We start from the raw sequence: 20,390 nt of genomic DNA, 5'->3' as shown, positions 1-20,390 counted from the left end.
TGATCGATCGGAGGAACGACGGCCTCGTCTGGCAGGGAATCGATGAGTAGTGACCGACTCGTCCGTGTGATGGCTACCGGGACCGACGTCGAGTTGCAGGTCATCGGTGCCGTCGAACCGCTGGCAGCGGCCGTCGAGGGTGAGCGGGATGCAGACGCTAGCGGTCGTTCGGAGGGTCGCGGTCATCTGACAGAAAGATGCTCTGACGGTTCGGGTCGAAATAGACCTCTAACGCCCGGAGCGTGCCGGCGTAGGCAGCTCCCATTACGAAAACGAACCCGATCAGGGCCGGGAGGAGGTACTGGAGGACCATCGTTTGCATGGTGTCACGAGCGGTCGATAAACAACTACCGGTCATCGAGTCCGACCGCCGACCGGTCGGGGGGTGACGGTGCCGAATGCCGGCGACCCAGCAGTCCAGCGACCATCGGGAGCGGTTGCACTGTCCGAAAGCCCGCGACCGATCCGGCGAGGTGCCAGCCCGCTGGCTCGACTGGGACGCCCTCCAGGAGGCGACCCGCGAGGACCTCGGCTGATCGCTGATCGACGGCATCGACCCGCTCGAGGGGGTGCGGATCTGGAAGGTCGTCGAGCGGGAACTGGCGAGCGACCGGTACGAGTCGGCCGTCGACCTCCACGTGCCTCGCGGTCCGATCACGCAGCGCCGCGACCAACGTGAGGAGGCGGGCCTTCCAATCCCCGTTGTACCGGCTAACCCTGATGTACAACTCCCGAATCCACGGCCTCGTCCAAATTATTATACAGACCCGGTTTCCCTTACAGAGCATGGGCACCGACGAGTCGAAGCCGGCTCGACAGTCACACTGGAAACGATGGACCGGTGAGACAGGGCCATTCTATCGCGCCTGTGCCGTCTTTCCGTTCGATACGGTTTCGGACGCCTCGGGCACGTCCTCCGAGAAGAAGCCGGAGATAGAGGTAACCTCCGGGATCACCCGAGACGTTCTCCGGAACCTTCCTGTCGTTCTCCTGGCCGTATTGGCAATCTACGTTCCGACGCTCGCTTTCGGGTTCATCAGAACGGGGCGACTGTCCGTTTCCGTCGGACCGCCGGACCTGGGACCGATCGGGCTCTTGGTTCCCGGAGTCCTGCTCGCAGCAGTCTGGCTGTATCTCATCTACCGTCTCGTCACGTACCCGCTGCGTGGGTCGTCGCTTCACCGGAGTACCGTGTTCTTCGGAACGGCCCTCCCGCTCGGAATCGGTACCGTGTACACGCTGTACGGTGTACTAGCGATGTCCGGTTCGACGGGGAAACCCGCTGTGACCGTTCAGGCCGGCTATTTTTTGTTTGTTCTCGTCGCCGGGCATCTGGTCTACGACGGGCTGGTACTCAAAACGGAGCATCTCCTGAGTCAGCTAGGGGACACGAGCATCGTCAAGCGGGAGGCGTACGACGAATTCTACCGGGAGATGGTGGATACGCTCGGGTACTCGTATGCGGCTGGTCCCATCACGGTCCCGCGGTCCGTCGTGTTCGCACTGGTGGTCGCGCTCGGCCCGCTGCTGTTGCCGTTCACCTTCGACTCGTTTCAGCCGTGGGAGGCGATTTCCTACGTGGCGTACAATCTCGTAACGCTGTTTGTCATCGCCGTGTTCTACGACGTGTTCGTGTTGATCTACTACTTCGTCGAACTTCTCCGGCGGGACGTCCTGCAGTACCAACCGTTCCATCCGGACGAACACGGGGGGTTTCGTGATCTGGGCCGGTTTGCGATGCACGTGAACGCGATCCTATTCGTTTCGGGAATGTACGTCGCGTATCGGTTCTACGCGGAAGGGGTCGTCCGTCTCTCTGGGATCGACGTCTCGTCACCGGTCGCCGCCCTCACGTGGGGCGCATTTTACGTTGGACCGCTCATCGGATATATCGTGTTGACCGCGTTCTGGCTGTATCACTCCTTCCTTCGAATCCATCGGGAAATGAAAAAGGGCAAGCAACAGCAGATTGAGAACAACCAGCGTGGAGACCGGGAAACCGACGGGTCGCGCCCCGACAAGTTCACGGATACACAGAGGGACGCTCAGCCGTGGCAGTCGCTTCAAGGCGCGCCCACTTGGCCGGTCAAACGGCAGAGCCTCGTCGGCGTCGTTATCATCGACACGGTGCCCATCGTGGCGTCGTTCGTTTTGTGAGGCGGCCCGGTGTCTTTCGGTTCCTACCGTCGATAACCCGAATCAGAGAGCACGGTGGTGCTTGCCTGAACGTACACGCTGTATGCAGCAGACCTGTCCTGACAGCAACCAGACAACTCGCTCGTCGACGACCCGGTCCGAGTGCTTGACACGCGAACGGTCGATACGTGTGTCGTCGGGACACGAGAGACAGGCCGCTATGGACTGTTGTGGTCCTCGTGGACAAGTCCCGCCCTGCTAGCGATACGGAAGCAGACGACGGCAAGGGAATCAACGAACGGCTGGATCGTCGTGTCGATTTCCTGGCGACGTATCTCCCGCGAATCGCGCTGCAATTCGGCGACAGTGGGTCAGGTAGTCGACTCTACTGCGGTTCGGAGCCGCCTTTTGACACAGCACTCGGCGTCTGTCGCCGGCGTCGAGTCGAATCCAGTCGTTACGAAGGCTTCGAGGGGTCGTTGACCGACGACACCGTCGGAACGGCTCTCCGAGATGCGGAAATTTTCGAGGCCGACGCCGGCATCGAAGGCCCAAAGCGCCTCTCCCATGACGGCCATCCCGTTCTCGACGATGAAATCGCCGGCCACGCGCCCGACTCATTTCGCGACGCTCGTCGTGACTGCGGCCGCGTCTCTCGTGACACTTCCCTCGGTCGATCTACCGTATCCCGGAGCGTTTCGGCCCGGTGCGACCTCGATCGTGACTGTTGTCGGGGGAGTGTTCCGTGTCGGCAGTGTCGCCACACCAATCGTCGCAATCCTTTCCGCGTTTCCGCCCGACGGGGTCGTCCCGACCTGGCGGGACCGGTCCCGAGCCACGCAAGATGGGCTGGCCAGCATGCCGGATTCGCCGAGACAACCCTCGGCTAGAAACACTCACCCGAATCTGGAACCATCCGGGCTCGTTTGTCGAGAGCGTGCTGGCTGCAGAGAGTGTATTCAGCAAAACTTAGTAATTTGTGCCACTTAGCGTTTCTATGGCCGAAACTACACTCGAGACGATAGACGAATTACTGGAAGGGACGATGGACGACGTGGATGATCCGAATGTGAAGTATAAACTCCGCAGTGCCCGACAACTCCTCCAAGTGATCCGGCAGCGTCACGGTGATCTGGATAAAGCCATCGACGGGGCTGTTGAAGACGAAGACGTATTGAGCAATCTCCGCGACCTCGGCTATATCGACTGATCCATCGACTCCACGACCGCCGCGCGAGATCGGTGCCTCCACCGGTACCGTCTGCGACTGTGGGCCCGCCATGCAGCACGGTCTCGGAGACCTCTTACCGGGTATGGGTGTCACCAATAGCCCAGAGACGAGAAGTCGCGATAGCCGCCCAGTTGATATCATACTGGGAAGCGGCGAGACGAGTGACACCGTCCAATCGCGGTCAAAGGTGCGCCAGCGAGCAGGGAGACGAGTCCACTACTCCGTCTCCGCTATCAGCGTGGTCTCGGCCCTGTCCGCGAAGCAGTTACCACTGTAATCGATCCATCTCGGAGCGAGAATACGCCAGGTGGTAGGTATACGAACTGCCCGATTTCGTCACCGCATCGGCCCTATCAGCCGTCGGTGACAAGTCGATACGCGGTCTGAACGACGACAGGGTTATGAGTGTCTGGAGGGTAGTTGAGGGAATGGAGTCTTCTACTTTCATTACTGAGCGACAGCCGGTTGACGAGGCAATGCTGTGTTGCCCTGACTGCGAGTACGACGGTCGAATCAATGGTGACTGGACCATCCACGTCCGTTCCGATTCTCTCACATACGAGTGTCCGAACTGTGATGCGAGAATCAATTCCCGCCGACAGGGCGGCGAACTGACCGCTGGGAGTGGCGGTTCGCTCCGCTTTGCGGCCGAGAACTAATACCGGCGACCGTACGTTGGTAACGATTCCCGGCACCCGTTGTCGAGCACGCTCTACGGTTACAGCCGGCAGTAACACCCCTACGGATGGAGCACCGGTCCTTGCCCCGGTTTCGGGACGCCCGGTCGCGGCAGACCCGAACTCTGTCGTCGCTCGGGCTACTCACCTGTTGTGTGACCTGGACTGACCGAATCACGACTCGTCATAGAAACCGTTTCCACTGTAATTGACCCATCTCAGCGCGAGCGGGAGAGCGTACGCTGGCCAGCAGGTGCCCGTACACGGCAAGGTTAACCGTCTCAAGCGGGAACTAGTCGTATGATTGAACAGTTTGTCGGTGACGTGATGACACAGTCAGTTCGGACGATTCCGCCAGAAACGACGGCCCGTGACGTCGTGAAGCTGTTCGCAGATCACGGTATCGGATCGGCAGTCGTAGTCGACCCCGAGACGGGCGAGTACAGCGGCATCGTAACTGAAACCGATATCATGCAGCAGGTGGCAGCCGGGGCCGATATTGACTCCGTTAACGTGGCTGGGTTTCTGAGTACGCCACTCGTCACGACCGCAAGCACGGACGACATCCACGTCGCTGCCACACTGATGAAAGAGCACTCGATTCGGCGGCTTCCGGTCACCGACGACGGCGAACTCGTCGGCATCCTCACGACATCTGATCTCACCCAGTATCTGCCTCGGCTCAGGAACACAATCCTTCGTGGACGAACCGACCTGGTTACACAGTGACAGCCCGACAACGCTCGCTCGTGGCTCGACGTATGCAACTCCGAGACTGCAGATGGGCTACTGAGGCCCAAATAGGCCGAGTAGCCGGTCGGGACATCCGTCTCCCGGACCCCCAGTGTTCCACTGGAGTCTCGGGGACTGCGTCGGTGTCGGTCCGGGGCCGACCGGGGACGAAACGCACCCCAATAGACACAATAGTGCTGTAGAGACCTGTACAGGGCTCATAGAAGTACCAAAGGCCCCTCTCGTTCCCCGGACACGTGTGCACGGGGGCGACCTGGCGATCGAGGAGATATTCCGGTTCGAATACCACCCGATCGAGGACGTCCCACGTCGGTTCCGGATCGTCATGGTGCCCGGGTCGAGTGACATCCGACGCCTCAGCGAGCGGTACACGGGTGACGGGTGGCGCGTACTCGACTCACAACCGATCGAGTACTTCGAGTTCAGCGACAGCGAGGCGAAAGCGCAACTGGAGTGACCGGTGGTGGAGGCCGCCACCGCCAGGCACGGGAGCCGAGACGGCCCTGAGGAGTACGACGCCGTATCGGCTCGGGGGAGTCTCACCCGCTCGAACTGATTGGGACACGGCACCGAGGGAAACGGCGGCCGGGGAGCAGGACGGGGACTGGCCGAAGCGATGGCCCCGGGAGAGCGAACCGTGCCCGCCTGTCGCTGTCCCGAGCGACGGTGACTGGAGCGAACGCGTATCAGGGAGTCCCGGTCGCCCTCCAGACGGCGACTCGGCGGTCGCCGGCTCCAGTCCATGCGACCGGCCCCCTGACACCCAACGTATTTTGTACCTGTCGTGTCAGACACGAGTATGGTCTCCGAACGAGACGACGAACCGGGCTTGTCTGACCCCTCCAGTGACGACACCGACGACGAGACGGTATCGACGGACGCCACGGCAACGTCGGACGCGGCGGCCGAGACGAGCGAGACGCACGTCGTGACCGACGACGAGCAGACGTGGGCGGTCATCCTCCACGCGTCCGCGTTCACCGGTCTGGTGGTTCCCTTCGGGAACGTCCTCGGACCGCTGCTGGTGTGGCTGATCAAGAAAGACGAGAGTGCGTTCATCGACGAGAGCGGGAAGGCGGCGCTGAACTTCCAGCTCACCTGGACGATGCTGATGCTCGTCGCGCTGCTGACGTTGCTGGTGGGCATCGGGTTCCTGCTCGTTCCCGTCGTGGCCGTCGCCTGGATCGTCATCGTCGTGCTGGCGACGGTGCGGGCCAGCGACCGGGAGGTCTACGACTATCCGCTGACCGTCGACCTCATCGACTGAGCGGGCGCGGTCCGGCAGTCGGCCGGACCTTCAGAATTCATTTATACGGCGATAGTGTGAGTCCCGCCAATGACCGAGTCTTCCGTCGCCGACCGTGTCGAGTATTCGCTCACCGATATGACCGAGTGGGATGGCGTCGACGCGGACCTCGCGATAACCGACCCGCCCTTCGGCCTGCAGTTCGACGGGAAGGCGAGCAACTACAACCGCGACACGTCGCGCGTCGTCGACGGGTACGTGGAGTGGGAGACCGAGGAGTACGGCGAGAAAATCGACACCTTGCTGGACGTCCTCGCACGCAACACCCACGAAGCGGGCCAAGCCATCGTCTTCTCCGGGAAGGACAACAGCCACGTCGTCCACCAGGCCGTCCTCGGCCACGACGAGTGGACGCTGGAGGGGAAGCTGTACTGGGCGTACAACTTCGCGCCCTACTGCAAGCTCCGGCCGGCGCACAACGTCTACGAGCTGTTCTGGATGGTCAAGGGCGACGACTGGTACTACTCGAACGAGTGTTCCTACGACCACTGCCAGGAGGGCGAGGCCAACCTCTCGGTGCTCGACGTCAAGCGCAACTACCTCCGCGAGATGCCCAAGTATCCGACGCGCCTGCCGCCGAAGGTGGTCGATATCCTCCTCGACCACTTCTCACAGCCTGGCGATACGGTGTTCGACCCGCTGGCCGGGGCCGGCGTCGTCGGCATCGCGGCCGCCCAGCAGGACCGCGAGGCGGTGCTGGGCGACCTGAACGAGAACGCGAAGGACGTCTTCGCCGAGACGATGACAGCGCTCACCGACTAGGCGAACGACGACGGACTGGCAGCCACCGCCGGACCGACGAGTTACGTATCGCCGGGTTCAATAGCCGAACGATCCCAGGAGTGTCCAATGGGAAGCCTCGACGACATCCGTCCCGAGTGGCGGACGCTCAAGCGCAAGTGGGAGCACAGCTTCCACCCGATGTGCTCGTACATGGGGATGTTCCCCGCGTCGCTCCCCCACTACTTCATCCAGAAGCTGACCGACGAGGGCGACGTCGTGCTGGACCCGTTCTCGGGTCGTGGCACGACGGCACTCCAGGCCTGCGTCGACGACCGGGTCGGCGTCGGGAACGATCTCAACCCGATGGCGTACGTGCTGACGCGGGCGAAGGTCGACCCGCCCACAGCCGCAGCGGTACACGACCGCCTCAAGGAGCTGCGCCTTGCCTACGAGGCGCCGGCCACCGACCACGTCCCCGAGAAGGTCCGGATGCTCTATCACGACCACACGCTGGGCCAGCTCGTCTACCTCAAAGAGGAGTTCGGCCTCGGGACCGATGGCATCCCCGAGGACCTGCGCTCGCTCTCGCAGGTCGATACGTTCGTCACGGCGCTCCTGCTGGGCATCATGCACGGCCAGAGCGGACAGTACCTCTCGGTCTCGATGCCCAACACCTTCTCTATGTCTGAGGGCTACGTCAGCGACTACATCGAGGAGGAGGGCCTCGAGCCGCCCCGGCGGGACGTCTTCGACAAACTCCAGCAACGCCTCCGCACGATTTACAGCGACGGCGCCCCGGCCAGGAGCGGTCACGCGATATTCGGGGACGCGCGGGACCTGCCCGAGACGCTCCCGGATCTTGAGGACGTCGACGACGTGGACCTCATCTTCACGTCGCCGCCCTATCTGAAGGTCCTCAAGTACGGCCTCTACAACTGGATTCGGCTGTGGTTCTTAGACGAGGAACCCGACGTGGTCGACGAGCGACTCGACGACGAGCTCGACCTCGAGGCGTATCTCGAGTTCATGACCGAGACGTTCGCCGTCGCCGACGAGGTACTCGACAGCGACAGCGGCGTCGCCGCGTTCGTCATCGGCGACGTCGACCAGGGCGACGAGACCATCAACCTCGCCAGGGAGGTCGCGGAGGAAGTCGTCGCCCCGATGGACGGGTTCGAGGTCGGCCGCATCGTCGAGGACAGGGTGCCGGACAACGAGAAGGTCTCGCGCATCTGGGGCGAGACGAAGGGCGAGGCCACCGAGATAGACCGCATCCTCATCGCCCACCGCGGCGACGTCCACGTCGAGGACGACCCGGACGGCCTGAAGACGAAGGTACTCCCGGGGCGCCAGCAGACGTTGAGCTCGTTCGACTGAGCGCGCCGCGGCGACGCGACGTGGTCTCTCTGACTGTGTCGGTGCTCGAGGCGACCCGGTGATCAAGATTGAGAGTCACACTCGAGGATTTATATCCATCTACCCGAATGTGGACATAGTATGGAAGCGAGTTCGTACGCAAGAGAACTCCAGAACGTCATCGACGCAGAACGGTACGCCCGCCTCATCGTCTCGCTCGGGTCACAGCTCAACCGCGCCCAGGACCGCTTCGACAAGTCCGACTTCATCGAACAGGGGGTCGCCGAGTTCTCCAGTGGCCGTCTCCGGTGGGTCGACGAACAGGGCCGTGACTTCCGGGACGCCGAGTACGGCTTCGACATCGAGTTCAAGTACGAGACGGACCTGATGTTCACCGCGGCGCGAAAGAACCCCTCGAGCAGCATCAAGCCCAAGATAAAGAACAGCCTCGGGCAGAACAAGGGGACGGACATTCCGGACATGGCCGAGTTCTACCTGCTGGGCCAGCAGGACGCGCTGGCGCTCGTCTCGGCCGACACGCTGGAGGAGTACCTCGTCAGCGTCCCCGACGGCATCGAGGCCCACCTCGACTTCGACGCCCTCTCCTTTATCTTCCGGCCGGAGGACGTCGACGACGTCGACCCGGTCGAGATCAACTACAAGACGCGCAAGATGGAGATGCAGCGGGAGATACTCCAGTCGATCTGAGGCGCGCGACCCCTCGACGCCCGCCCGTCTCAGGCCGAGTCGCCCGGGTCGAACACCGTCTCGAGATACGACGAGAGCATCCCGCTCAGGTCCGGGGTCGCGGACGCGTCGACGGAGAAACCGACGACGCGCTCGAACTCGTAGAGCTCCTCGACGCGGACGAGGCGGCCCTGGGCGACGGTGTCGTCGATGTCTTCCCTGATAGTAGACCTCGTTTTTCGTCGGGGCGTACTCGACGCAGCTGCGCAACCCGTCGCCGAAGTCCGCGCGGAGGGTCTCCAGCAACTGTGCTACCGCTTGCGGGGGGTCGGCGGCCGGAGGCACGGGAGGCCCTAGAACTACGGTGTGGAGTATCTTGACACGACCGGGGCCCGTCGTCTCTCCGGCTCCGGTGCCCCTACCGGCTCCGGCGCCCCTTCGTCTGTCGGTAGTCGCGGCCGAGCGTCTCGCCGAAGTGCTCGAGGAACGCGGTCCGCTGCTCGTCGGACTGGTCGGCCGGGTGGACCATCGGGATAATCTCGAACCCGCGGCCGCGGATTGTCGTCGCGTGCATCTCGGTCACGTCGAGGTCGGCCGCGTTCTCGGTCGTGTACTCGAAGGCCAGCGCCTCGAGGGCCCGCTGGCCGACCGGGACCAGTATCTCGGGGTTTATCATCCGTATCTCGCTGTTGAGGTACGGTTCGCAGTTCCGCACCTCCTCCTCGGTCGCCTCGCGGTCGGGGTGCCGACACCGCGAGACGTAGGTGAGAAAGGCGTTGGGGAGCGCCGGTTCGTCGGCGTCGGGGTCCTCGCACATGTCGACGGCCGCGAGGATGTCGAGCAGTTCCCGCTCGGTCGTCCCCGTGAAGGGAATCCCGGTGGCGTCCGCGCCGTCACTGGGCGAGGGGCCCAGGAAGAGGAACTCCGCACCGACGTCGCCGTAGCCGTGGACGACGTTCTCGCGAGTCGAACAGAGCGCCTCGCAGTTCCGGCACTCGGCGTCCATTCCGAACGGGTTCGACATCGAGTCCTGGTCTGTGTCCATCTCAGTCCTCGTCGACGGTCTTTGCGTGGGTCCCGGCGTCGTCGGGGTCGTTCTGTGGGCTGGAGGGGTGATAGGCCGTGTCGTACTCGCCGGGGCGGCCGTCCAGTCGGTCCGGGTTGATGCGTCCGCCCAGGAGCATGAAGTCCAGCACGGTGCAGTACAGCATCGCCTCGACGACGGGCACGGCGCGCGGCGGCAGGACGGGGTCGTGGCGCCCGGTGACGGTGATCTCTTTTCGCTCGCCGGTCTCCCAGTCGACGGTCTCCTGGGTCTTCGGGATGGAGACGGGCGGGTGCCAGGACACCTCGCCGTAGATGGGCTGGCCGGTCGTGATACCGCCCTGGATGCCGCCGTGGTCGTTGCCGACGGGCGTCGGGTGGCCGTCGTCGTCGAACTCCCAGTCCTCGTTGTACTCGCTGCCGGCGGTCGTCCGGGCCGCACGCCCGATGCCGTACTCGAAGTCGTTGACCGCCGGGATGGAGTACATCGCCTGGGCCAGCCGCGAGGGGACACTGTCGAAGCGGGGCGCGCCCAGTCCCGGCGGGACGCCGCGGCACTCGAAGTAGATGGCGCCGCCGATGGAGTCGCCCTCCTTCTGGTACCGGTCGGCGACGTCGCGCATCTCCGCGGCGGCGTCCGGGTCGGCACACCGGACCTCGTTTGCCTCGCTTTGTTCGAGCATGTCCTCGAAGGTGACCGGCCCGGCCTCGACGTCGCCGATCTGACAGACGTGTGCCTTGATGGTGACGTCGAAGTCCGACTGGGCGAGCACCGCCTTCGCCACGCCGCCGGCGGCGACCCAGTTGACCGTCTCGCGCGCCGACGACCGGCCGCCGCCGCCCCAGTTGCGGGTGCCGAACTTCGCCGAGTAGGTGTAGTCGCCGTGGGAGGGACGGGGAGCCGTGATGAACGGTTCGTACTTCCCCGAGCGGGCGTCCTTGTTCTGGATGACCATCCCGATGGGCGTCCCGGTGGTGTACCCGTCCTGGAGCCCCGAGTTGATATTCACCTTGTCAGGTTCGCCGCGCGAGGTGGTTATCATCGACTGCCCGGGCTTGCGCCGGTCCAGGTCCGTCTGGATGTCTTCCTCGGAGAGTTCGACGCCCGCCGGGACGCCGGAGACGGTACAGCCCATCGCCTCGCCGTGTGACTCGCCGTAGGTCGTCATCCGGAAGAGACGACCGAACTCGTTGCCGTTCATTATCACGGTGTGAGGGACGGGGGCATTTGAACCTTGTAGATGACGGGACCGCCGCTCACCCGGTCCCCCCTGCCGATGCATGGGTTTATCGTATCACCGGAGCAAATGGATGCAGATCAGATGTCCGTAATCGCGAAGTTCACCATCGACTCCAGCGAATTCATCCTCGGCCGGGTGCTCTCGATGGACGCGGGGACACACGTCGAGATGGAGCGGGTCGTGCCGGCGTCGAGACAGGTAATGCCGTACGTCTGGGTCTCCGGAGTCGATCTGGACGACTTCGAGAAACACGTCCGGGCCGACGACAGCATCAAGTCGCTGTCGGGGCTGGATTACGTCGACGGGAGGGGGCTCTACCGGGTGCAGTGGAACGAGGACGTCGAGAGCCTGGTCTACGGGATGGCCCAGGTCAACGCCACGATTCTGGAGGCGAGCGGGAACGACAGGTGGCGTTTCCGACTGCGCTTCGACGACCACTCGGGGCTGGCGGACTTCCACAACTACTGTACCGAACACGACATCTCCCTCACCCTAGAGCGGGTCTATACGCTGACGGACGAACAGAAGGGCGGGTACTCGTTCGACCTGACGGATTCACAGCGAAAGGCCCTGACGGTCGCAGTAGAGAACGGTTACTTCGAGGTGCCACGCGGGACCACGCTCGGTGAGATCGGCGCGGAACTGGGCATCACCGAACAGACGGCCTCCGAGAACGTCCGGCGCGGCGCGAACAAGGTGCTGCGCAAGGTACTCCTCGAGCGGTCAGCGAACGACCTGAGCGAGCGGTGACGGGACCGAAAGAACGCCTTACTACCGGGGATAACAGGCCGCCGCCGGTGACCGACCTGAGAAACGTGGATTTACCCGTAATATAAAGGGCCTGAAATAACAAGGACCACACTATTCCTAGTCCCTCTCGAAGGGAGATTCGTATGATCCAGGCAGCGGAGGCAGACTGGGACCGCATCTTCCGCGCGCTCGCGAGCGAGGAGCGCCGGACGGTCCTGCAGACTCTGTTCGAGGGGAACGGGGAACTGGCGGTGGAAGAACTGGCAACGGAGCTGGGGGCAAACGACGTGACAGACGGCGACACTCACGAAACCGTCACGGCCTCCCTCCACCACACGGGGCTCCCGACGCTCGCGGACGCCGGCCTCGTCGACTGGGACCCTACGGAGCGGATCGTGTCGCTGAACGCGCTCGCCTACAGACTGCCCATCGGAACGGTCACCCCCCAGCTGGTCTCGCCCCAGACCGCGGCCCCCAAGCAACGCGCAGACGATTGAGCATGCGAGAGCGCAACGATTCACCGGAGATACCGGACACGTCGGTCCGGGAGTCGTTTTCCCCGGAGGAAGCTGCGAAACCGAGCGACAGCGTGGTCCGGTCCGTCGCCGCCCTGACCGACACCGACCCGGTCGACCTCCCGGTGCTGTACGACGCCACCGACACGGGGGCTCTCGATCGACTCACGCATCGGGAGACCGACGCCGACCTCCGCATCTGTTTCACGTACGCTGGCATGGCGGTCGCTCTCAGCGAAACGGGCGAACTCGAGGTCGCTACCCTCGACGACTGACGTCCGGTCCCGATGCCGGAGCGGTCGTCTCGTTGCACTCGGCCTGGTTACGCACGCGTGACGGACGCTCCGAGGTCCGCGAGCACGTCGAAAAAGTCCGGGAACGAGACGTCCACGTGTTCGGCGCCGGTGACCGTCGTCTCGCCGTCGGCCACCAGTCCGGCGACGGCCAGCGACATGATGATGCGGTGGTCCGCGCGGCCGTCCACCGTCGCGCCGGTCAGGTCGCTGTCCTCGCCGTAGACGACCAGCGAGTCCTCGTGTTCCTCGACGACGGCGCCCATCGCGGTGAGCGCCTCGGCCATCGCGCTGACGCGATCAGTCTCCTTGTACCGGACGTGTTCAGCGTCGGTGATGTGGGTGACGCCATCTGCGGCGGCCCCGAGCGTCGCGATGGTCGGGAGCAGGTCCGGTGTGTCCTCGACGCCGACCTCGACCCCCTCCAGCGCCGATTTCCTGACGGTGAGTTCGCCCGCCTCGCGGTCCCACTCGAGGTCGGCGCCCATCCGCTCTAGCACGTCGACGATGGCGATGTCGCCCTGCGCGCTCGGGAACGCCGACGTGACCCGGAGGCCGCCGTCAGCGGCCAGCGCACCCATCGCCAGCAGGTAACTGATAGAGGAGAAATCCCCGGGGACGTGGTACTCGCCGCCCGCCGGGTCGTAGGTCTGGCCCCCCGCGACCGAGTACCCAGCGTCGGTCTGTACGGCCTCGACGCCGAACGCCTCGAGCACCTCGAGGGTGATGTCGACGTAGGGCGAGGACTTGAGCTCGGTCGTCAGGTCGACGTCGATGCCCTCGTCGGTGACCGCGCCGGCCATCAGCAGGGCCGTGATGTACTGCGAGGAGACGTCGCCGGGAATCGCGACGGACCCGCCGCCGATGCCCCCGCCGACGACGAGCGGTGCCTGCCCGTTCCCGCGTGTGCTCTCGGCCCGCCCGCCGAGTTGCTCGACCGCGTCGAGCAGCGCCCCCTGGGGCCGCGAACGGAGCGAGTCGTCCCCGGTGAGCACCGTCAGGCCCTCCTGGAGGGCGGCGGTAGCCGTGACGAGTCGGGTCGTCGTCCCGCTGTTGGCACAGTCGATGACGTCGTCGGGCGTCGCGGGGCGCCCGTGGAATCCCTCGACGTCCAGCGTCGACTCGTCGGCCGAGCGTTCGACGCTGCCGCCGTAGGCCTCGACGGCCCGCATCGTGGCTCGTGTGTCGGCGCTCACCAGCGGGTCGTGGACCTGGGCCGATTCGGCGTACCCGGCAGCGAGAATCGCACGATGCGTGTAACTCTTCGACGGCGGGGCCTGTGCCACCCCGGTGACCGTCGAGTTCGCGATTGTGACGTCCATATCCGCCCGTCGTGAGCGGATGCAAAGAGGATACCGTTCCCGGAAGCCGGACCGACACCGTGGGGCTGTTCGAACGCACACGCCCACGCGTCGTGACCGTCGGCACCCACGAGACCTACCCGGCCACGTCCCTGCTTCAGTGACCGAACCTGTGGCCAGCGGCAGGCCACTTCGTGCCCTGAGACGCCGATTCGGGCCCGTTAAGGAGGGAATACTTAGATGCGGTGTCGGCGACAGGTTCACGTATCACCACCATGTCGGACTCGCACCTCGGGGAGGCGGGCGGTCGATAGAACCATGCTCCTTCAATCGTTCATCGAAGTACTCCGGGCTTACGCCGGCCTGGTGCTCCCGCTGATATTCTTCGGGTTCTTCGCCGTCGTCGGCCTCGCGCTGCTGTTCAATCGGCGCCCGGAAGTCAGGCGGACGTTCGCCGTCGGGTTCGTCGTCGTCTTCCTGCTCTGCCAGGTCAGTCTCGTCCCCCTCACAGTGCCGCCGCTCACCACCTACCACAAGTTCTCGAACACGTGGGACCAGGAGCGCGTCGAGTACGAGTTCCGCGTCGTCGACGAGAACGGGCAGGAGATCCCGTTCGACTCGAAGTCGACGCTCGCGTTCGAGGGCATCCGGATGTCGCGCCTGCACCACCAGATGCTGACCGAGTACTCCGAGGCGGAGAATCAGGAGGTGGCGCGGTTCCTCTTGCAGAGTTCCCGCGAGTACCGCGGCGAACTGGAGGCGGGTGGGGGCCGGAACGCCCTCGTCTGGTCAGACGGCGGCGTCAAACTCCGACACGCCGTGAACTTCCCGGCCCACGGGCACGTCGGCACGTGGACGCCGGCCGAACTCCGCCAGTACGGCGAGTTCGTCGGCCTCCGCCTCTACCGGGTCGAGATAGAGACGTCCGCGGACGGGTCCGAGGTCGTCTCGAAGTCCGAGACGGTCGTCTTCGAGTACTACGACCGGGACGAAGGGCGTTCGGCGGCCGAACTGGAGGCACGCGATGTTCGTTAACTACTTCGCCGACGAGGAGCGCTCGTCACCGGTCAACCTCGCCGTCGGGCGGACGATACTGACTGTCTGGCTCGTCTGGAAGACTGCGATGTACGACTGGAACGAGTTCTTCGAGGTGCCCTTCTTCCTGACCCCGGAGTTCACGTGGGCGGTCCCGCCGGTCGCGCCGGGCCTGTTCATGACCGTCGAGAAGTGGGTGCTCATCGGTTTGCTCGTCCTCTTTGCCGTGGGCTATCGCATCCGCCTCACCGGGGGGCTCAGTGCGCTGCTTCTGGCGCATTTCGGGACCGTCAGGGAGATTCAGAACAACTCGGGCGAGAGCCAGGCGCTGTTCCTCGGGGTCTACTTTCTGGTGTTCTACAGCCTCTTCTCCGGGACCCACGCGCTGTCCGTCGACGGCCTGCGCCGGACGAGAGACTGGTCGGTGGACTCGCTGCGGTCATTCATCGTCTCCGGGCGGGACTCGTACCAGTTGCCCGCGCTGAAGTGGTCGCTGCTCGTCATCGCGATGATATACTTCGGGTCCGGGGTCAACAAGCTCTTCCCGAACGGCCCGTTCGGCGGGTTCCACGCCGGCTACTTGGGGTCGGTGACCCTCTCGCGCATCATCGTCGTCCGCGACGCCTTCTACCAGTGGCACGTCCCCATCGGCCCGGCATTGGTGGAGTACCCGGCCCTGATAACCGCCGGGTCCATCGGGACGCTCGTCGTCGAGATGGGACTGCTCGTCGCGGTGCTGCTCGGCGTCACGGTCACGCCCTTCATCATCGGCCTGCTGGGGTTCCAGACGGGCGTGCTGGTCCTGCTGGGCATCTTCTTCGTCGACACCTACCCGCTCCTGCTGACGTTCTTTGCGTGGGACCGGGTCTACGAGCGCGTCGTGAGCGACCGGGACCTCGACGTGGTCTTCGACGGGCAGTGTTACTTCTGTATGCGGAGTCTGTACCTGTTCAAGATGCTCGACGTCAACGGCACGGTCCGGTTCATCCCGCAGGCGGAGGCGCCGGACGCCTACCGTCAGCGCGGCGACGTCGACTTCCAGAGCGCCATGTACGCCTTCGACGGGACGACAGCATACGCGGGCTACGACGCCTTCCGTGAACTCCTCCGGCAGTTCCGGGTGTTCTTCCCGCTGGTCTACCTGATGGGTCTCGCACCGGTGGCCCGCGTCGGCACCCGGGTCTACCGCTACGTCGCCGCCAACCGCGGGACGCAGTTCTCCTGTCAGGTCGAGAGCGACGACTGAGCGGGGCCCGTGCCGCCACGCCTATCACCCTCGCCGCCGGTAGCCACAGTATGGACCCCGACCTCTCGCGCCTCGACACGTATCTCGACGATAGCGGTGCGGACGGCTACTTCGTCGACGCGGACTCGACGCTCTCAGATCAGTTCTACCTCTCGGGGTTCGACGCTCCCGACCCGTTCATGACCCTGTACGACGGCGAGACGCACCTCCTCTTCCCGCGCAGCCTCGAGTTCGGCCGCGCCAAGCGGGAGTCGCGGGCCGACACCGTCCAGCGATACGTCGACTTCGACCACGCCGACCACATCGAGGCACACGGCGTCGAAGCGGCGGTCGCCTACGTCCTGGCCGACTTCCTGCGCTCGTACGACGTCGATCACGTCGCGGTCCCGCCGCGCTTCCCGCTGAAGACGGCCGACGGGCTCCGGGACCGTGGCATCGAAGTGACCCCCGACACCGACGGCATCGTCACCCAGATCCGGGCCACGAAGACCGACGCGGAGGTCGAACACGTCCGGACCGCACAGCGGGCTAACGAGGCGGCGATGGCCGCCGCCGAGGACCTCCTGCGCTCGGCGTCGGTCCGGGACGATGGCACGCTCGAGGCCGACGGGGAGGTGCTGACCAGCGAGCGCGTCAAGACCGAGATCGAGGTCACGCTCCTGCGGGCGGGGTGTTCGCTCGACGATACGATCGTCGCCTGTGGAAACGACGCGGCGGACCCCCACGACCGCGGGAGCGGCCCGCTCTCGGCCGACGAGGCCATCGTCGTCGACATCTTTCCCCGGGACAAGGCGACGAAGTACCACGCCGACATGACCCGGACGTTCGTGAAAGGCGAGCCCAGCGAGACCATCGCCGAGTGGTACGACCTGACCGAGCGGGCCATGGACGCTGCCTACGACGTGCTCGAGGCGGGCGTGACCGGGGAGACCGTCCACGACGCCGTCTGTGACGTCTACGAGGAGGCCGGCCTGCCGACGCTCCGGAGCGACGAGCGGGCCGAGACGGGGTTCATCCACAGCACCGGCCACGGCGTCGGTCTCGACGTCCACGAGCTCCCACGCGTCTCCCCCGACGGCGAGGAACTGCGGCCGGGTCACGTCGTGACCGTGGAACCGGGGCTCTACGACCCCGACGTGGGCGGGGTCCGCATCGAGGACCTGGTTCTGGTCACCGAGGACGGATACGAGAACCTGACCGACTACGAGAAGCGCCTGGTCGTCTGAGGGTGTCCGCCCGGAGTGGCGTGTGGGTAGAGACCACATCGCAGAATAGTGGGTAATAAATCATTAACGTTTATGACGAATGGCCCGTAACGGAGTAGTACGTCATGCTTGTACCCAAGGCAATTCGCCCGCCGGCACGCCACAGCGACTCGACCACGGACCGACCGACCGAACCGACACGACACTATCGACCCCCAGGATGACCACACAGATCACGACCCCGGCAGACGACGACGCGTTCACGACCGACTCCACTTCCTTCGCCGAGAATCGCTCGCGTAGCGACCGCGCACCCATGATGTTCTCGCCGACCAGCGGCGCCCTCATGGGCCAGTTCGACACCGAGGCCGACCAGGTCTGAGAGGACAACTCCTTTCCCGTCGGCATCGTAGGATACGCTATGGCCGATTACACCACGGTCTCTATCCCGAAAGACCTCGCCGACCGCGTCGAGGAGACCATCGAGGGGACCAGTTTCTCGAGCACGTCCGACCTCGTCCGCTTCCTGCTCCGGAGCATCGTCGTCCAGCACCAGCGCGAGGGCGAGCTCACCGAGGCGGAGTTCCAGGACATCACCGACCAGCTGCGCGACCTGGGCTACCTGGAGTAGGTCAGGCCAGGGACTCCTCGGGCGGTTCGACGTCGAGGACCCTGACGTCCTGCTCGCGACCGGCCCGGTCGAACGCCGCGAACGACCCGTGGTCCCACGGCGGTATCGCGACGAAGACCACCTCGTGTAGGTCGTCGGCCTCGCTGATGCTCAGGTTGCCCTTCGGGTGGGAGACGAACCGCCCCTGGGTCTGCCCGGCGGGCATCCCGAGGTCCATCCCGAAGACGGCGTTGACCGACCCTCCGGCCGACGGGAGGTAGAAGTCGGTGAACACCGGCGCCTCGTCGGGCAGCCCCGTCTCCGGTAACTCGCCGGCGGGGGTCACCGCCAGCGAGATGGTCACGTCGGACGGTTCCGCCTCGTGTGCCAGGCGCAACAGGGTATCGACGAGGCCGCGGGTGATGTAAACCACACCCTACGTTAGCGCGGTGAGGGTAAAGTCCCGTCGGCGCCTCCTACCCCATGACCAGCGACTTGACGGTCTTCGCGAACAGGCCCGGGGCCCGGGAGCGCGAGCCCTTGAGTGCGTCTGTCAGCGCCGCCGCCGGGTCGTCCATCACGCCGCGCCCGTGGCCGACCAGAATCCGCTCTGGGGACAGCCGGCCGAGTTTCGTCGGCGGCGTCAGCCGGAGTGCCGGATGGACGCCCAGCCGCTCCGACCCCGCGAGGAAGAAGTCAGCCGTGCCGACGGCCTCCGCGACGACCAGCGTATCGTCGTCGTCCCCGTAGAGCGCCGCCTCCTGCCAGAGCGGGTTCTTGACGACCTTGTGGACGCCGTAGTCCGTGTCCGGGAGCTGCCGATGGACGCGCTCGACGGGCGCCGCGAGGTCGTCCTCGACGCCGCTCATCCAGTCGGGGACGTAGACGGGAACGTCGAACCGGGTGGCGACGGCGGCACAGTCGCGCTTGTGCCGGTCCAGCAGGAGGACGACCCCGACGACGTCGCCGAACTCGGCCAACAGGTCGTCGACGCCCTCGGCGTCCACCGGGTCGACGACGAACACGCCCGCGTCCGTCGAGAGCACGTGACTCGCGCGCTGCATCGGTTCCTCGGGGTACGCAATCCAGCTGGCGCCGCGGTCCCAGCGGTTGACCGCCGTCCAGTCTGTCGCGGGGCCGCTTGCTTTCAGTGACATGGGTGGGTCTACGACCCTCGGGCAGATAAAGGGGCCATCCACTGGGTTAGGTCCCTGGACCTTTGGGGCTGGGCGGCGTACGTCCGCCATGCTCTCTGCCCCGGCCTGGCTGACCCTCGAGGTGAAGGACGCCGACCGCGCGGCGGCGTTCTACGACGCCTTCCTCGAACTCGACGTCCGCGAGGCGTCCGAGTCCGAGGCCGTCCTCGCGGCGGGTGACACCGACCTCCGGCTCCGTGCCCCGGGAGCGGTCCCCCGTGGCGGCCTGCACACCCACTACGCGCTGACCGTGCCCGACAGCGAGTACGACGACTGGTACGAGCGCCTCGACGGACAGTTCGACCTGGTCGAGGAGACGTTCGGCGACGACCGCTCGCTGTACTTCTACGACCCCGAGGGCAACTGCGTCGAACTCGGCGAGCGCGCCCACGAGGGACGTGGCGTCACCGGGTTGTTCGAACTCGTCCTCGAGGTCGAACAGCTCCCGGCCGCCGTCGAGTTCTACACCGCACTGGGCTTCGACGTGGTCGACGACGACCGGGAGTCCGGGCGGGTCAGGTGCACCACCGGCGACCTGGACCTGGAACTGTGGGCGCCGCGACTGGGTATCGCCGATGCCCGCGGGGGCGTCCACGTCGACTTCGGCGTGGTCGCCGAGGACCCGGAGTCGACGGCGCGGGCGGTCGCCGACGAGGCGCTCGCGGTGACGACCGTCGACGAGGGCGTCCGGATACGCGACCGGGACGGCCACTACCTGACGCTGGTCGACGAGTAGACCTCAGTTCAGGCGGTCGGTGTCGATGCTGACGCCGGGGGGCGTGACGACGAGGAACCCGCGAAAGTGCATGAGTTCGCCCCCGGCCTCGGTTATCGGACGGGCGAACCCCGACGCGAGCTCGTTCAGGTCCCCCTCGACGTTCAAGACGAGGACGGCCCCGCCGTCGACGGCGTCGATCCACTCCTGGTCGTCCGTCCGCCCGTCGAGGACGCCCAGGACCACGCGGTTGCTCCCGCTGGCGTCGGCGTCGACGTCCATCTGGTCCTCGACGGCCTGCAGGTCGAGCCCCTCGAAATCACTCATGCACGGGAGCAGACGTGGCACCAGCAAAAATCCACCGCAGCGC

At 65.2% G+C, this 20,390-nt stretch carries 27 protein-coding genes; 19 read left to right on the top strand and 8 right to left on the bottom strand.

Going from position 1 to position 20,390, the window contains the following annotated elements:
* Positions 1-157 precede the first annotated feature (157 nt).
* Positions 158-313 (bottom strand): hypothetical protein, encoded by a 156-nt coding sequence (locus P1K88_RS11625; RefSeq protein WP_276410338.1) that lies wholly within the window; start codon positions 311-313, stop codon positions 158-160.
* An 85-nt stretch (positions 314-398) separates the two neighbouring features.
* Here P1K88_RS11625 and P1K88_RS11620 point away from each other — a divergent pair, with 85 nt between their 5' ends.
* Both P1K88_RS11620 and P1K88_RS11615 read left to right on the top strand, forming a co-directional pair.
* Positions 399-536, top strand: coding sequence for a hypothetical protein (locus P1K88_RS11620; RefSeq protein ID WP_276410337.1), 138 nt, complete (start codon positions 399-401; stop codon positions 534-536).
* 250 nt (positions 537-786) lie between these two features.
* Positions 787-2,157, top strand: coding sequence for a hypothetical protein (locus P1K88_RS11615; RefSeq protein WP_276410336.1), 1,371 nt, complete (start codon positions 787-789; stop codon positions 2,155-2,157).
* A 350-nt stretch (positions 2,158-2,507) separates the two neighbouring features.
* On the opposite strand, the gene P1K88_RS11610 is transcribed toward P1K88_RS11615, so the two are convergent.
* Positions 2,508-2,744, bottom strand: coding sequence for a hypothetical protein (locus P1K88_RS11610; RefSeq protein ID WP_276410335.1), 237 nt, complete (start codon positions 2,742-2,744; stop codon positions 2,508-2,510).
* Positions 2,745-3,133: 389 nt separating this feature from the next.
* On the opposite strand from P1K88_RS11610, the gene P1K88_RS11605 reads away from it, so the two are divergent.
* From P1K88_RS11605 to P1K88_RS11575, 8 genes are all read left to right on the top strand, one after another.
* Positions 3,134-3,346 carry a hypothetical protein gene (locus P1K88_RS11605; protein ID WP_276410334.1) on the top strand — a complete coding sequence of 71 codons (213 nt, stop codon included), beginning with the start codon at positions 3,134-3,136 and terminating at the stop codon, positions 3,344-3,346.
* A 422-nt stretch (positions 3,347-3,768) separates the two neighbouring features.
* Positions 3,769-4,026: a DUF8106 domain-containing protein gene (locus tag P1K88_RS18585; protein WP_473092250.1), complete on the top strand. Its 258-nt coding sequence runs from the start codon at positions 3,769-3,771 to the stop codon at positions 4,024-4,026.
* 318 nt (positions 4,027-4,344) lie between these two features.
* Positions 4,345-4,773, top strand: coding sequence for a CBS domain-containing protein (locus P1K88_RS11600; protein WP_276410333.1), 429 nt, complete (start codon positions 4,345-4,347; stop codon positions 4,771-4,773).
* A gap of 262 nt (positions 4,774-5,035) precedes the next feature.
* The gene (locus P1K88_RS11595; RefSeq protein WP_276410332.1) at positions 5,036-5,254 is read left to right on the top strand and encodes a hypothetical protein; all 219 of its coding nucleotides are present in this window, start codon (positions 5,036-5,038) and stop codon (positions 5,252-5,254) included.
* Between the two features lie 342 nt (positions 5,255-5,596).
* Positions 5,597-6,064: a DUF4870 domain-containing protein gene (locus tag P1K88_RS11590; protein WP_276410331.1), complete on the top strand. Its 468-nt coding sequence runs from the start codon at positions 5,597-5,599 to the stop codon at positions 6,062-6,064.
* Between the two features lie 69 nt (positions 6,065-6,133).
* Positions 6,134-6,865: a DNA methyltransferase gene (locus P1K88_RS11585; protein WP_276410330.1), complete on the top strand. Its 732-nt coding sequence runs from the start codon at positions 6,134-6,136 to the stop codon at positions 6,863-6,865.
* An 87-nt stretch (positions 6,866-6,952) separates the two neighbouring features.
* A complete protein-coding gene (locus P1K88_RS11580; protein ID WP_276410329.1) occupies positions 6,953-8,203 on the top strand; it encodes a DNA methyltransferase in 1,251 nt (416 codons plus the stop codon).
* A 120-nt stretch (positions 8,204-8,323) separates the two neighbouring features.
* Positions 8,324-8,890: a hypothetical protein gene (locus P1K88_RS11575; RefSeq protein WP_276410328.1), complete on the top strand. Its 567-nt coding sequence runs from the start codon at positions 8,324-8,326 to the stop codon at positions 8,888-8,890.
* Between the two features lie 397 nt (positions 8,891-9,287).
* Here the strand turns inward: P1K88_RS11575 and P1K88_RS11570 are convergent, their stop codons facing one another.
* Positions 9,288-9,914 (bottom strand): uracil-DNA glycosylase, encoded by a 627-nt coding sequence (locus tag P1K88_RS11570; protein ID WP_276410327.1) that lies wholly within the window; start codon positions 9,912-9,914, stop codon positions 9,288-9,290.
* Position 9,915: 1 nt separating this feature from the next.
* Positions 9,916-11,115, bottom strand: a complete 1,200-nt coding sequence (aroC, locus tag P1K88_RS11565; protein ID WP_276410326.1) for a chorismate synthase — start codon at positions 11,113-11,115, stop codon at positions 9,916-9,918.
* Between the two features lie 120 nt (positions 11,116-11,235).
* On the opposite strand from aroC, the gene P1K88_RS11560 reads away from it, so the two are divergent.
* From P1K88_RS11560 to P1K88_RS11550, 3 genes are all read left to right on the top strand, one after another.
* Complete coding sequence (locus P1K88_RS11560) at positions 11,236-11,904, top strand: helix-turn-helix domain-containing protein (RefSeq protein WP_276410325.1); 669 nt, start codon at positions 11,236-11,238, stop codon at positions 11,902-11,904.
* A gap of 143 nt (positions 11,905-12,047) precedes the next feature.
* Complete coding sequence (locus P1K88_RS11555) at positions 12,048-12,401, top strand: DUF7344 domain-containing protein (protein WP_276410324.1); 354 nt, start codon at positions 12,048-12,050, stop codon at positions 12,399-12,401.
* Positions 12,402-12,403: 2 nt separating this feature from the next.
* A complete protein-coding gene (locus P1K88_RS11550) occupies positions 12,404-12,694 on the top strand; it encodes a HalOD1 output domain-containing protein (RefSeq protein WP_276410323.1) in 291 nt (96 codons plus the stop codon).
* 47 nt (positions 12,695-12,741) lie between these two features.
* Here P1K88_RS11550 and aroA read toward each other — a convergent pair whose 3' ends face one another.
* Positions 12,742-14,034 (bottom strand): 3-phosphoshikimate 1-carboxyvinyltransferase, encoded by a 1,293-nt coding sequence (aroA, locus tag P1K88_RS11545; RefSeq protein ID WP_276410322.1) that lies wholly within the window; start codon positions 14,032-14,034, stop codon positions 12,742-12,744.
* Positions 14,035-14,331: 297 nt separating this feature from the next.
* Here aroA and P1K88_RS11540 point away from each other — a divergent pair, with 297 nt between their 5' ends.
* The 5 genes from P1K88_RS11540 to P1K88_RS11520 all read left to right on the top strand — a co-directional run bounded on the left by P1K88_RS11540 (position 14,332) and on the right by P1K88_RS11520 (position 18,130).
* Entirely contained in the window at positions 14,332-15,048 is a 717-nt protein-coding gene (locus P1K88_RS11540; protein ID WP_276410321.1) for a hypothetical protein, read from the top strand.
* A complete protein-coding gene (locus P1K88_RS11535) occupies positions 15,038-16,294 on the top strand; it encodes a thiol-disulfide oxidoreductase DCC family protein (protein WP_276410320.1) in 1,257 nt (418 codons plus the stop codon). The genes P1K88_RS11540 and P1K88_RS11535 overlap by 11 nt, the downstream gene beginning before the upstream one ends.
* Positions 16,295-16,344: 50 nt before the next feature.
* The gene (locus P1K88_RS11530; RefSeq protein WP_276410319.1) at positions 16,345-17,520 is read left to right on the top strand and encodes a M24 family metallopeptidase; all 1,176 of its coding nucleotides are present in this window, start codon (positions 16,345-16,347) and stop codon (positions 17,518-17,520) included.
* A 199-nt stretch (positions 17,521-17,719) separates the two neighbouring features.
* Positions 17,720-17,881, top strand: a complete 162-nt coding sequence (locus P1K88_RS11525; RefSeq protein ID WP_276410318.1) for a hypothetical protein — start codon at positions 17,720-17,722, stop codon at positions 17,879-17,881.
* A 39-nt stretch (positions 17,882-17,920) separates the two neighbouring features.
* Positions 17,921-18,130 (top strand): ribbon-helix-helix domain-containing protein, encoded by a 210-nt coding sequence (locus tag P1K88_RS11520; protein WP_276277535.1) that lies wholly within the window; start codon positions 17,921-17,923, stop codon positions 18,128-18,130.
* Position 18,131: 1 nt separating this feature from the next.
* Here P1K88_RS11520 and P1K88_RS11515 read toward each other — a convergent pair whose 3' ends face one another.
* Both P1K88_RS11515 and P1K88_RS11510 read right to left on the bottom strand, forming a co-directional pair.
* The gene (locus P1K88_RS11515; protein ID WP_276410317.1) at positions 18,132-18,542 is read right to left on the bottom strand and encodes a JAB/MPN domain protein-containing protein; all 411 of its coding nucleotides are present in this window, start codon (positions 18,540-18,542) and stop codon (positions 18,132-18,134) included.
* 43 nt (positions 18,543-18,585) lie between these two features.
* Positions 18,586-19,266 carry a hypothetical protein gene (locus P1K88_RS11510; protein WP_276410316.1) on the bottom strand — a complete coding sequence of 227 codons (681 nt, stop codon included), beginning with the start codon at positions 19,264-19,266 and terminating at the stop codon, positions 18,586-18,588.
* 88 nt (positions 19,267-19,354) lie between these two features.
* On the opposite strand from P1K88_RS11510, the gene P1K88_RS11505 reads away from it, so the two are divergent.
* Positions 19,355-20,041, top strand: coding sequence for a VOC family protein (locus P1K88_RS11505; RefSeq protein WP_276410315.1), 687 nt, complete (start codon positions 19,355-19,357; stop codon positions 20,039-20,041).
* 3 nt (positions 20,042-20,044) lie between these two features.
* Here the strand turns inward: P1K88_RS11505 and P1K88_RS11500 are convergent, their stop codons facing one another.
* Positions 20,045-20,347, bottom strand: coding sequence for a DUF5779 family protein (locus P1K88_RS11500; protein WP_276410314.1), 303 nt, complete (start codon positions 20,345-20,347; stop codon positions 20,045-20,047).
* Between the last annotated feature and the right edge of the window lie 43 nt (positions 20,348-20,390).

It is taken from the genome of Haloarcula halobia (assembly GCF_029338255.1).
In the GTDB taxonomy this organism is placed as follows: domain Archaea; phylum Halobacteriota; class Halobacteria; order Halobacteriales; family Haloarculaceae; genus Haloarcula; species Haloarcula halobia.
The sequence above is the reverse complement of the archived record's forward strand: the minus strand, read 5'-3'. Positions and strand labels throughout refer to the sequence as shown.